Origin of the sequence: Acinetobacter sp. ME22 (assembly GCF_022012315.1) — a bacterium.
Taxonomy (GTDB): Bacteria; Pseudomonadota; Gammaproteobacteria; order Pseudomonadales; family Moraxellaceae; genus Acinetobacter; species Acinetobacter brisouii_A.
Map to the genome: position 1 here is coordinate 320,572 of NZ_JAKLTL010000001.1, position 13,098 is coordinate 333,669.

Annotated in this window: 8 protein-coding genes; 1 reads left to right on the plus strand and 7 read right to left on the minus strand. The window is 41.7% G+C overall.

All coding sequences use genetic code 11. The annotated features are described in order from the left end of the window. Nucleotides 1-18 precede the first annotated feature (18 nt). The gene (locus tag LVY74_RS01545; protein ID WP_237813526.1) at nt 19-1,116 is read left to right on the plus strand and encodes a zinc ribbon domain-containing protein; all 1,098 of its coding nucleotides are present in this window, start codon (nt 19-21) and stop codon (nt 1,114-1,116) included. Nucleotides 1,117-1,324: 208 nt separating this feature from the next. On the opposite strand, the gene LVY74_RS01550 is transcribed toward LVY74_RS01545, so the two are convergent. The 7 genes from LVY74_RS01550 to LVY74_RS01580 form a co-directional block, all read right to left on the minus strand. After that, a complete protein-coding gene (locus tag LVY74_RS01550; protein ID WP_237813527.1) occupies nt 1,325-3,187 on the minus strand; it encodes a hypothetical protein in 1,863 nt (620 codons plus the stop codon). A gap of 71 nt (nt 3,188-3,258) precedes the next feature. After that, nucleotides 3,259-5,775, minus strand: coding sequence for a hypothetical protein (locus LVY74_RS01555; protein WP_237813528.1), 2,517 nt, complete (start codon nt 5,773-5,775; stop codon nt 3,259-3,261). Between the two features lie 3 nt (nt 5,776-5,778). Continuing rightward, complete coding sequence (locus LVY74_RS01560; protein WP_237813529.1) at nt 5,779-7,095, minus strand: hypothetical protein; 1,317 nt, start codon at nt 7,093-7,095, stop codon at nt 5,779-5,781. Continuing rightward, entirely contained in the window at nt 7,088-9,658 is a 2,571-nt protein-coding gene (locus LVY74_RS01565) for a hypothetical protein (RefSeq protein ID WP_237813530.1), read from the minus strand. The genes LVY74_RS01560 and LVY74_RS01565 overlap by 8 nt, the downstream gene beginning before the upstream one ends. Nucleotides 9,659-9,662: 4 nt before the next feature. Continuing rightward, entirely contained in the window at nt 9,663-10,244 is a 582-nt protein-coding gene (locus LVY74_RS01570) for a hypothetical protein (RefSeq protein ID WP_237813531.1), read from the minus strand. Between the two features lie 32 nt (nt 10,245-10,276). Beyond that, nucleotides 10,277-11,485 carry a hypothetical protein gene (locus tag LVY74_RS01575; RefSeq protein ID WP_237813532.1) on the minus strand — a complete coding sequence of 403 codons (1,209 nt, stop codon included), beginning with the start codon at nt 11,483-11,485 and terminating at the stop codon, nt 10,277-10,279. Between the two features lie 89 nt (nt 11,486-11,574). Further along, nucleotides 11,575-13,086 (minus strand): BspA family leucine-rich repeat surface protein, encoded by a 1,512-nt coding sequence (locus LVY74_RS01580; RefSeq protein WP_237813533.1) that lies wholly within the window; start codon nt 13,084-13,086, stop codon nt 11,575-11,577. Nucleotides 13,087-13,098 lie beyond the last annotated feature (12 nt).

A 13,098-nucleotide genomic window follows, 5' to 3' on the forward strand; every position in this document is an offset into this window, starting at 1 on the left:
TAGATAATGGTTTCACTTATGTTTTGTAATCAATGTGGTCAATCAAATAGTAATGATGCGAAGTTCTGTAGTGGCTGTGGTGCTCGATTAGAAATTTCAAATACTCAAAATACAATTATTGAGCAGCAATCAGTACAAACCCAAATGAAGCAGATTGAACTTTGGAATCCAAATGCTGCTGCAAACTGGAGCCTTTTATTTACACCTATATTTGGCTCATATTTACAATTCAGAAATTGGCAAACTCTAGGCAATAAAGATGAGGCAGACAATGCAAGAAACTGGTTTATTTTTTCAATTTTATTTATTCTTTTTATAAATCTAGGTGCGCCATTTATTTGGGATGATCCTGTTAAATTGGATACATACCCTAGAAGCTTAGGACTTTTATATCTTATTGTTTGGTACTTTTCTTTCGCTAGAATTCAACCTAAATATGTTAAAGAAAAACTCAAAGATACATATGAAAAAAAATCTTGGACAATCCCGTTGTTAAGTGGATTGGTTATTTTATTTGTCAGTGCCTTCATTTTCTTAATTATTGGGGATCTTATAGCAAGCAAAGTTCAATTACAGAAAACTCCAAGCGACTCCACACAAACAACTAGCTCAAAAGAACAACCAGAAAATGGAATTATCCCTCCCATATCTTCCTCTTTAACTTGCAAAGAAGATTCAGGCTCTTCAGCCAAAGGATTAGAATTTTATGGTCCGATCAGCTACAAACTATCTGATAACAACCCAGTAAAAACAGAAATAACATGGGGCGTTAAATATACAGATTTAAATATGCAAAATGATGCACATACAGGGTCATTACGTATACGTCTGTATGCTTTGTCTGAGCCTTATTCTGGGTCTGACTTAAATGGCTATGTTATAGGAGAATACTATCCTCATTTCAATAGCGATGGCTTAGCTTCAGAAAATCAACTTATAGTTAATCATTATGTAGAGAGCATTATTTCTAAAGATGAAAAGCATCTCAAAATACCATCAGGAAAATACTGCACAGTAATTACACTTGAGGAATTTGATCAACAAAATTGCTCAAGTGCTGATAATTTTTGCATTCAGTCGTGGATACAATTTAAGAATCCTTCAACTTTTTTTTAAACAATCACACGATAGATACACTAGGACTTGTCCTCATTTGAGGTAATAGCTCAAATTCGAATATTCAACAAACACTCTGATTATTTCTTAAACAAAATGTAAGCTAATTTGCTTTATTAAATGAAACGAGGATACCGCCCTAAAAGAAAAAGCCGAAAAAATCGGATTGTATTTAAACACGCCACCTTACGGTGGCTTTCCTGTCTTGCTAATTATTTTGATAACCCAAATCAGCAAGCGCCTTTCGCTTACTAGCCTCATCAAGTGATTTATTATTTACAATCGCTTGAGCAGCAGGATTTTGATGGATTGGTATTTGCACTGTTGTATCAACAAATTTCTGCGTCTTCGTATCAAACAATCTTTGTGGCTGAGTAAGTGTCCCTTGAGCTTTATCATCCCACTGCTGTCCACCGCCCACAGTGATATAACGATCTTTACCTGATTCACTCGACTGTTTCACCTGACCACGCAGAGTGGCTAATGCTGCCTCAGCCGCTTGTCGTTCCTCTGGAGTTTTTGCTTGATCATAACGCTGTAAAGCATTTAGCTCAGCACGTTGTTTCATGATCTCTGGTGTATAACGGCTTTGTTCCAATCCAAACTGACGATTTGCCAAATCATTTGTTGCATTGAATTTCTGGGTATCTTGGGCAAGACCAGCAAAGTAACGATTATTTTGCCCACCTTCCTGTAGATCTGCACGATAGTTAGCGCCAGCCTGACCCATTGCTTCACGCTGCAATGCGGCTGCGTTATTTGCATCGGTTTTATAGACATCATTGGCACGATTATCAAACCCATTCTGCAATTCTACAATCTGATTACGTTGGCTTGCTGTCAATCCTTTTGATCCTGGTATTGGTTGACTTACATCATCAATTCTCTTTTGCAATGTATCAGCAGCTTGACTACTATTTCCTAAACTGTAAACACGTGCACCAAATCCACCACCATTTCCAACAGAAGCTTCACGCTGTGCAATTGCATTTTGAATTTGTTGATCATTGGGACCCATTTCACGGGTATTGGCAAGTAAATTAGCCACGCCACGTGGATCACTTGTTCTCCTCATTCCAAACCCAGAATTTTGCAGTTCAGGAATACCTGCTGCATGGGCTTGGGCTGCTGCCGCAGGATTACTATAGCTAAAGCTATTCCCTTTTTGCTGAATCGCATAAGGATTTGACTGAGTGCTTTGCTGGTTTTGCGGCTGATCTTGACCTAAATTAAAAATATTATTAACAGGTGTTTTTGCTGCTGCCTGTTTAGCTGCTGCTTGCTGTGCTGATTTATCGCCAAATGGATTATCTGTCACACCTGTATTGTTATTGGTTGTTGGTACTTTGGGTTTAGGTTGTGCATTTGGTTTGGGTGATGGTGCAGATTGATCTCCACCCGTTCCTAGAAAACCATCAATTGCATTAGCAACTGGTCGCCCAACAGTATCATAAGCCTTTTTACTAACATCGTATGCAGCCGCAGGAACCGCACCCACAACACCACGTACCATCTGCCCTACTCCTTGAGCATAATTTCCCTTACTAATACTGTTTGCAGCAGCATCTCTATTAGTGCGAAGAACATCTGCGGTAAATGAATCATCTGGCACACCACTAGCAGGGGTACCATTCGCAAAAAATAACTCAGGCTTACCACTTTTCCCAATCTTTACATTAGAGCTATTTTGATAGTTTGCCAATGCTTCAGGATTTAAGCCAAGCTGAAGATCATTGCCCTGTCGGGAAGCATATCCAGTACCCTGTTTTAAACCAAAGCCTTGCTGGTCAACTGGTGTATGTGTTGCTTGCTTCATACGATCAAGCACAAAGCCACCTATAGCTTGCAATTGCTGAGGATCAGCTAAATATTCCCCATCTGAAACATTCACACGAACAGATTGGGGACTTCCTAGATTTTTAAGATTTTTTGCACCAATTTTTTGTGTGGAATCTGCTGGCATAATATAACTGCCTACAGGCACATCTTTCTGGATACTATCGGAAGTGCCAGTTCCAGCACCCTGAATCATCCCTGACTCATCTTTCTTTGAGCGTTTTAAACCATACATGTGTTATCACCAAAAATTGCAATACCATGTATGGTTTAGTTTTTGAGCCTTTTTCTCCAGCCTTACAGGGATTAGTAACTATAGCTGTAGCTTGTGCTCGTACTGGTGCTGGTGCTTGTACTCTCGTTGACAGATCCAGAGCCACTAATACTTGCCGAAACATGCATGGCTGACATGGCACCCGAAGCAAGCTGTGCATGCACCTGACCTGTTGCTTTCACTGCTTCAATCGCCAGCTGCGCTTTTTGAATGGCATTCTGCATTTTTGCCTCGTACTCCTTCAGCATCATTTCTGCGTATGCAATATTGGTACGGACGTTCATGTCCATGTACCGTGCCTGTGTTTCAGCGTTGGCAATTTGCGTACGCAAATTCATGTCCACGTATTTAGAGTGCGTTTCAGCATAGGCAATATTGGTTCTGGCATTCATATCCGCATAACGCGCTTGCATATCGGCATTGGCAATATTGGTACGCATCTTCATGTCGATATACTTGTTATAGACATCGGCATTGGCAATCGTGGTGCGTAATGCCAGATCCGCATAATGTTGATGCACCTCAGATACTGCAATCGCTGTACGTGATTTCATATCGGCAAAACGCGCTAAAGCATCCGTATTTGCAATGCCAATACGCATCCGCATCTCTGCGTATCTAGCCTGTGCATCGGCATAAGCAATTTTGGTACGTGATGAGGATTCAATCACGTTGGCCTGAGTGCTGAGCTTTGTTGTTTCTACACTGGCTTTTGCCTTGAATGCTTCAACCTGTGCATTAAATACTGACGTTTGGTTCTGTGCAGCACTCATTTTTGCATCGATGTCAGCTTTGTAGGCTTCGATATTCGCCTGATATTCAGAAAGCCGAATTCTTGCAGCCTCCATGTGCAGATCTGCTTGCTTGCTCTTAATATTGGCTTTGGTTGAAATGCCTTCAACGGTTGAAGCATACATACGCGCCAAGGTGTCATACATTCCAGCCTTGGTCGCTTCCGCCTTAACTTGGGAATCATATACATCGATCTTGAGTTTTTCAGCATTCATCTGTTCAGAATACGCCTGAACTTCGGTTTTATAGACATCAAACTTGGATTGGATTAAAGCGGCTTTGGCAGTTTGCCCTTGCACCATTGCCTTATAAATCTCAACATTAGACTGCACAGCTTCGATCTTGGCTTTAAATAGCTCTACTTTTTGTTGGTTAATTTGACCAATAACCGACTGTGCATCGAGCATGGTCTTATACGCCGTAATCTTAGAGATTGTCCCCTCGATCTTGGTTTTATAGACATTGACCAATGACTCAAACGCCGTATTCTGTGCATTGAATAAGCTGATCTGAGCATTCAAAATACTGATCTTGCTATCAACCTGAAACTTGGCTAACTGCATCACATTGCCAACATAAGCCAGCCAAAGATCCTGCTTCATCTTCTCAAGTGCAATGCCCTGTTCAGTCAGGAAGCGGATATGTTCAAGCTGCTTATCGAATGCTTGAACCATGATGTCACGATTCAACTCAGCCGCTTTCAGGCGACCTTGCTCACGGACGACGGCGATCTGCTTATCTAATGCACCCTGCGGCAATGAAAAGCCACGACTAGCCCATGTTTCAGTAATCTCCTGAACCGCCTTTTCCGTTTCCGCATTGTCACGCTCACGCGCTCGGTTAAATAACGCATCTTCGACCGCTTGCGGCAATCCCAAACCAACGTGCGAACCATCTAGCCACTGGCGGATCTCAAGGACTAGCGGCTTAATGGCACTGTCCACATTTGCCTTGTAGTAGTCCTGACTAACTATGCTTTTGGTGTCTGCCAGAATCACATCTAAATTATCAGGCATCGTCACACTAAAAGTGGGTGCAACCCCATCAAAAATAGGCACTTCCTCATACTGAAATGTTGGCAAGTTGATTTTTTCCAATACATCCATATCAGGAAGTACTAGAGTTGGCGCATCAGGAATGATCACATCATCATTAACCACTGGTCGATCAGGTGCATCAAACTGCGTTAAGCTTGGTACTGTTGGTAAATTTAAGATAGGTGATGCTGGTGCATCAGGAATATCCAAATCACTTAAATCTAACGATGTCAGTAGATTATCTAAATTTACTTTGTCAGGCAGATTACCAGTATCAATATTACTTGCAGCAAAAGCTGGTAATGTTGGTAAATTAATAGTGGTATCAATGTCTGGAATCTGACTTACATCCAAAAATGCTGGGGTACTGAGATCATTGCTTAAGATCGGTGCATCAGGGATATCAATGTTTAAGCCATTGAATGTAGGTGCAACCATATCTGTTGGTGCTTGAATATCAACATTGATCGTTGGTGCTGTGGGGAGATTGGCATTAAGATCAGGAATCGTAATGCTTGGCATCGCAGTAAAGTTACTACTGCTTGGCGTAGGTAAATCTTGAGGCTCATCAACCGCATCGACCTGAATGTTCGTCAAACTAGCCAGAACTGTTGATACTTCTGAAACAAACCCATTTGCCAACTGCTCAAAATAAGCCATCTTATCTTGAACTTGAGTGATCGACTCTTGATATGCATTTTGATATTCACTATCTGCCATGACTTATACTCTCCGCTTCGTTGCGGCAAGGTCAATATTCAAGTCATTGATATAACCGTGCTCACCACTAATATTGATTTCAAAACTAAAATGACGGCCACGTAAGCCACGCCCAAAGAGCACTCGCCCATTGGTTAAATAGTCTGCTGTTTCTGTAGGTAGTTGATAAAAATACGTCTGCTTGACACCCGATTGGGTTGTTCCAACTCCGACTTGGATCTGCTTTGAGCTGCCCGATAATTCATATTCAAGATAGGCTGCTACAGGATGAACCAATTGACCACGCCCTAAATCAATCTTGCCTGTGGTCAACTTTCCTTGTACTGGCATTTCAGCATTCAAGCGATACACACCATCTTCACCCAAACCATAAAGCACACCATCAATGACAGCCAAATCCTGATAGTTATAACCGTCATAGCGGCTCATGGCCCAAGTATCAGCATTGGCAGTCCAAGCATAGCCAGTCGTTGGTTGATTTAGGATGAGATCATCAATAAAGATATGGTCTTGAATATACTGTTTTGCAGTTAAACTCCCTTTGGCCACATCGTGAATGATCAGTTTTTCTGTAATATGCTGCGAAAAAGTGATTGATGATTGGAGTTGATCCGAAATCACAGCTTGTTCACGAATAGCCTCAGTTGCTCGTACACGCGCATTTACTGTATCTGAAACTCGCAAAGCATCCATGACTGTATCAGCATGAACACGTATGCTTCTGTCAGTCACATGAATCTTTTCTTTGACTGTGACATTTGCTTGCTTGTAGCTTCTATCGTAGTCAGCAACATGTACTTGATCCACTATTATTGTGCGACTCTGATCAAGTACAACATCTGTAGCAGTGAACTGCTCTGTAATCACATCAGAACGACTCAAATGATCATTTATAGTATCTGTAATTGAACATTGGTCTACGATTAACTGAGTACGATTCACCACCTGTACCACTTGATCTGCAATGGTACATTGTTCTGTAACAAGGTGAACGGCGTTAATTTCTTGACTTATATCATCGCTGACCGCAATGCTGTCTTTAACAACTTGTAAGACACAATATGTCGTATTTTCAGAAATATAAATTGAGTCTGCAACAAGATCAGTCGTCACGACTGAAGAAGCATTATCATCACTTTGAAAATTAAAGTTAATTAAATCGTCAGAAGTTATAGATGTGCTTGCTAGTTCTGAAAATTTAAAATTAATTAAACCTGAATCATTACTTCCGTGCTTGAAACTAAAATTGATCGAGTCATTAGACGTTACAGATGTGCTTGCCAGTTCTGAAAATTTAAAATTTTGGTTATCATCACTCATTGATTACTCCAATAAAGTGCTGTGCTGTTTCATTGTTGGCAAAAATCGTACTGCCCCATGACTTTCGATCATCAGCACTACTGCTTAGCCCAATATTGACATACTGTTGAGTGCCAAATACAACCCTACAGCCATCAACATAGCGACTAGAATAAAGACCTTGTGAATTGCTTAACTGGACTGCATTATCAAGCGGTGTACCGTGGATCGTATATTCTTGAGTCCAGACACCCCCATCACCTGATTCACCTATTACAGGAGTGTAGTAAGTTGTGGTTGTGGGTGGATAATTTGAGGCTGATTCACCTGTACTGGCCCATGATCCCCCATCATGAACGATCTTGGTTCCATCTGTGGAATATGTAGCTTCCTCGCTAATTACATAGCCTTCAGAAGTTGCTTCATATTTATAGCTATACTGATCCTGTATTTCGCTGGTAAAAGTTTGCTGGTATGAAACCTCAGGAGAGGTGGCAGCATATTTATAGACAAGTCCTGTATTTCGTTGGAACCATGGGATAACAGCAAAACTATTTAAAATACTATAAGTCTTTAATGTATCTATAACATCGAACCCAAAAAGGTACGATCTTGATAGAACTCCATAGCCACCAATCGCGTTATATGCCCCATAGGTTTGATACATTTTGGCCATCTTTGCGCTAACAGATTCAGTTAATCCGAAAACTGAATAAGCCCCATTCAATCTAAAATCCAAATCAGTCGTATAGAAAACACCATTGTTTGTATAGTATTTAAGATCATACGTTCTTTGATAGGTGGATAAACTATTGGGTGGTAACGTCCGATCTACAGGATCGTCTGGTTTATCCCAATTAATATAATATTTAATAACTTTTAGCGTATCGCCAACATAATATCCATAAACAATAGTGTCGCAATTTTTCCGTTTTTCTCTAATCTCATTCTCATCGGTCAAACTCAACCCTGCTGGTGAAATCACATCAAAACTATGATCACTCGCTACATTGGGAAAATAAATCTCTGGATAGGCAAAATAACTCCAAATGTAAACACTCTGCGTGGACGAGGGATTAAGGTAAAATGATGCACCCGATACACCAAGCTTCTTATATTTAAATGAGGATTGATTGAAATCCAGCGTATCGTAATACAGATAACCCTCACCAACTTTGCTCAACACACCAATATGACTTGCTATCGGATCAAGTTCAAGTTCATTCCAGTAATCCACTTCACTATCATTTAGTGTGCTGCCATTGCCTGCTCGTTCAATAATTAAATCAAGTGAACGGCGTAGCTTATACTGAATTGCATTCGCCTTAGCTGTACCCTTGTCCATCAATGCTGATAACTGACCGATATAGCTTGCAACGGAAGCGGCGTTATCCGTAGGCACTGTAATTTTACTAATCCAACCATGTGTCGTTGTCGCTGCATTCAGCGTAAGCGTTAGACCGTAAGCATAACCAACCTTATAACCATCACTATCAGTGGCATAACACGTATTAAAGCCACTACTTCCAGTTGTATTAAACGTCCAACCGCATGAGTCACTATAGGCAGTCTTGGCGTAAAAAGTGCTCATATCGCAAAGCTTAATAATTACACCTGCTCGCTGCCATGCTGCAAAATCATCAGAATCAGTAGGAAAAGACTCACCACTCGGTAATGCTCCAAACCGATTCAAGATGGCCAGTAATTCTGTATCCTCTTTTTCAGTCACATAATCTTTAAATTCACTAGTCGCTGTGGCTGGTATGATCGGTAAAGGCATGGCATACAAACCTGAGCTTGTGATTTGTAATAACCATGGTTCATTATTGGTATCAAAGCCAACAGCGTGAGTCTGAGAGGACTTATAATCATACTGAAATTGTCCATTGCTGGATGGCAAGCCTGTATATCCTGGTAAACGCACTCCATCGAGCTTTTCCTGTATCTGCTCAATGGTTTTATCAGGCATGGTAAATCTAACTGTTTCTAAGATGTTTTCATCTTCATCTGAATTGGTATTTTTCGTGAGCTGCTTGCCATACCCCCCAACAATCTGCATCACCTCAGCCATCGCGCCGCTATACCAGGTTGGGCGTTGTAATACATATTGATGGGATGCGCTGGCAAACTCAGGCACAATCGTTGTGTTTACGGATACGTTGAACCGTTTTAAGGCAAGTGTTTGCTCAGGTAGATCCGCATCATCGTCATAATGCACAAGCCTTTTTTGAGTCAGTGAGCTTACAGTGACCGATACTGTAGCCTCAGTATCGGCAGTATCTACAGCATCGCTACTAATCCCACCACAAAACAGCATTGGGATATACAGTTTTGCTAGGCCGTCCGTAGTGTTGGCAACATCACTTGGCTGCTTGTAGATCATGACTTTAAAGATGCCACCCATGTGCTGCACAATAAAACGCCCACCATCAGGCAGGTCGTAATATTTTCGCATAGTATCTAAGCCGCATGTGTCTTTAAAATTTAAAAAGCTGCGTACTACAGCACTCACATACGCATCATCGCTGGAAGTTAGACTACCACCACCTTCGATGACAAGACCATGCGGTTTAGGGCTATACATAACATTAAACCGAGAGATCTAGCTCATAACCAAGTTGGTACACATCCCCATTTTGGAAAGTACGAGCAGATGCAAACTTAGTTGCAGATACAAGCACTCCGCTTGTTCCACCACGGGTACTATTGGTGAGTAATGCTGCACCTGTGACGCTTAGGGTTGCTGCTGTTGCAATTGTTAAAGATGCTGTTGCTGACAGATTACTAATTGAACCACCTGAAGCTTCGCTTGGTGTCCATGCTGGACGAGTAGCATTGGTGTAGCCTTCAGTTGTACTTGTGATTTCAGATGCAACCGATGGGAAATTTGAGGCAGTCCAATTGGCTGCTGGTGCTGTTGCCCCACCAAACAGCGCCAAGTAATACCCTGCTGGCTTAGCAGTACTACCTAGAGCAACATTTAAGATATGAGTGAGACCTTCAGTAACCACAAGGTTCTTAGTACACGACCATTCTCCATCATTAACACGGTCAAAGTATTTACCTGTGACTTGGATGCCTTGTCGTGGGAAATACAAGCCATCTTCGGTAAGATCATATTGTTCTTGATCAAGAGAGCGTTTAAGTTCTTTGCGTAGTCCGTTGTTCATGTTTGCAACCTAAGTCAGCAATAAAATTGCCCTTAGGTTACTGTGGTTATGATCCTTCGCCCTAGCCTTACAGACCTACTGAGTTTTGCGGTAATGCCTTGAAGCTTGCCAGCTTGGTACTGGATGATCTGCCCTGTTGCTGTACCTAATACATAGCCATTCTCTGCTAGCCATAAAGCCGCATTTGAGTTTTGGGAAACATCATCCCCGACCAAATCCGCATCCACCAATATACAGCTATCGTAAATCGGTGCTTGAGTTGATTTTCGGGTGTAAGTCATATCCTTTGGTTGAGATCCTGTTAGAAATGCAACATGATCGGTTTGGCCAACCCAAATCCCACCATCGACAGGCTGAATGAAGGTAATCCGCTGCGGCATCATCATATAGCCATGGCGTTCATCATAGAGGTGATATGCCATCGGCTCAGAAAATTTGATTACATTACGATCTGCGGTAATCAGGCGACCATTCCAGTACTTCATAAACTTGCCACTTGGCATAGGTGAAAGGTGCTGAAACTGTGCCATTTTTCTTAATCGCCCAATTTCATGGATAGAGACTTGGTTGGTCGATACTGGATAAGTCCCAAACTTGTATAACTCACCGCCATTGCGTTGTGTCACATAGATGGCAACGTCTGTCACGGTATCATCAAGACAAAAAGGCAAAGTCACATTGATGCTCAAGTCATTGGTCTGGTCATAATTGCTCTGGCCAGACAATTCAATATGAGTCATTGCCGATACTGCTGATTCAACCGCATTGCGAAGCCATGAGATAGCGACACCGTATTGACCTGTTTTAAGCGTACCATTGCCATCTTGCTGCAATAACGGCGAAGCTGGTGTATCAATCGTTAAAGGGCTGACCGCTAAACCATTATAAGAAAATAGACCTCTTGAGCTGTTGATATAAACTAAGTTGTTGATCACTTCAAACCGAACATTCTGACCAACATAGATCAAATTCTCAAAAGTCCATGTTTGAGGGTTCACCTTGACCAACTCCCCCTCAACAATAGCGAATACATCTTGATGCAATGGGCTTTGCCATAAAGACTCAAATTTTAACGGCGTGACAAGCTTTCCACCTTTGCGTAAATGCAACTTACCTGTCGGTGAAATATCAACATTCAGGGCATCACGCACAAATAATGTAGGTGCATCACCTCCGCGCTTTAAGGCATCATCATCCTGAACATTGTTCATACCAGCCAGTGGAAATAGTTTCTCTGCCATTGTTGCACTTTCCATCTTTCTGAAATTAAAATTATGAGTAAATTCAGGGCTATTATTAACCCTGAATTTAGTTGCTTGCTATTACGCGATTACGCTTCACCACGTGGGCAAGTACCCCAAACAGGATAATGGTTACTGGTCAATGGGCTACCTACGGCAAATTGATCTGGTAGTGTATTTATATGAGTCACACACCATAACGACAAGTCTTGATTAAATGCTGCTGTGTTATAGAACATTGCATTCATATTGCTTGCGCTCTGCACAGACCATCCAGAAATATTTTGATTAAACGTGCTATTACCTTCAAACATCGACCAGAACATTGTGCCATTCGAGACATCCCAAGAAGCCAATGATTGATTAAATGCCGAATAGGCAAACGTCCCTGTGAAATTACCGACCTGACTCACGTCCCAATTAAGCGGCTGGTTAAAGGCGGTTGCCCCAAAAAAGATGTAAGCTAAAGACTGAACTTGTGAAACGTCCCAATTGGAAATATTCGGATCATTCAAGATTTCACAGCCTGAGAACATCGATTCAAGACTCCGTACATTCGGGCCTTGCTCAGGAACATGGGTCAAATGAATTGATTTATAAGCAGGCAGATATTGGGTTGCAGATGAACCTGCATGCCAGATACGGTTTAAAGCACGGCTTGGATAGGACACAATTTCAGCCAGTGCTGTGCCACCCAGACGCACATCACTGTCTTGATTACTATCAGGTTTGAGAATACATAAGGCTAAACCTGCACGTTCGGCTGAGATATTGGTCAGCCCTGTATTCAGGTTGAGAAGATCACCATTGGCAAACTGGATTTGCTGGATATTCTCACTGACCAGCATGCCTTCAATCAATTGAGCCTGAATGGTATTTTCCGCATCAGACTGAATCTGAACATCGGATAAGGAATTCAGACACACCGTATAATTGCCATATCTGGCATTGGCATTCTGATCCAGTTGTCCGACGGTTGGGTTGTAACCATCATCTGAGTTCATCATCAAACTGACCTCAGCATACTCACTACCTGTCAGTGTTGTTGAATCTGAGCTGGTGCGAAGCTGTAATCGTAATGCTTGATCCGAGATATTCTCTAGTAAAAAGACAAAATTCGGATCATATGAGATATTTGGATCAAGTGCCTGATAATCACGTACTTGCAAGTAATCACTAAGATTCTGGCTGATATAGTCACGAACAGTGTCATGGAAGCGTTGTCCTGCAATCGCATCAATTCGATAGCTTTGCTGGTTTAAGGTAATTTCGGTATATAAACCATCCACTACATCATCTGCATCTACAAAAACAGCGACTTGATGAGTTGCTCCATCACAACTAATCACCGTAGCAGCAGCCACAATCGCGATTCGATCACGAACAAGCCCCTCAAAATCTGGTGAATCATCGTTATCAAGGCAAACCATAAATACCTTTTCACTATTCTCTGCGGTATGGGTGAGTTCATAGTCACCATTCTGATCACTAATGGCACTACCGAGTAAAGCGCCATCAGTCCGCCGATACATAAACAACTGGCAGTTTGCCATGATGTTGCCATCAGGATCGACAATACTGCCTTTAACAGTTCCACTCATGTGTTACCTCGA

Bases quoted from the DNA above. Each gene is read 5' to 3' on its own strand.
- LVY74_RS01545 (WP_237813526.1), top strand. From the start codon at position 19: ATGTTTTGTAATCAATGTGGTCAATCAAATAGTAATGATGCGAAGTTC.
- LVY74_RS01550 (WP_237813527.1), bottom strand. From the start codon at position 3,187: ATGTATGGTTTAAAACGCTCAAAGAAAGATGAGTCAGGGATGATTCAG.
- LVY74_RS01555 (WP_237813528.1), bottom strand. From the start codon at position 5,775: ATGGCAGATAGTGAATATCAAAATGCATATCAAGAGTCGATCACTCAA.
- LVY74_RS01560 (WP_237813529.1), bottom strand. From the start codon at position 7,095: ATGAGTGATGATAACCAAAATTTTAAATTTTCAGAACTGGCAAGCACA.
- LVY74_RS01565 (WP_237813530.1), bottom strand. From the start codon at position 9,658: ATGTATAGCCCTAAACCGCATGGTCTTGTCATCGAAGGTGGTGGTAGT.
- LVY74_RS01570 (WP_237813531.1), bottom strand. From the start codon at position 10,244: ATGAACAACGGACTACGCAAAGAACTTAAACGCTCTCTTGATCAAGAA.
- LVY74_RS01575 (WP_237813532.1), bottom strand. From the start codon at position 11,485: ATGGCAGAGAAACTATTTCCACTGGCTGGTATGAACAATGTTCAGGAT.
- LVY74_RS01580 (WP_237813533.1), bottom strand. From the start codon at position 13,086: ATGAGTGGAACTGTTAAAGGCAGTATTGTCGATCCTGATGGCAACATC.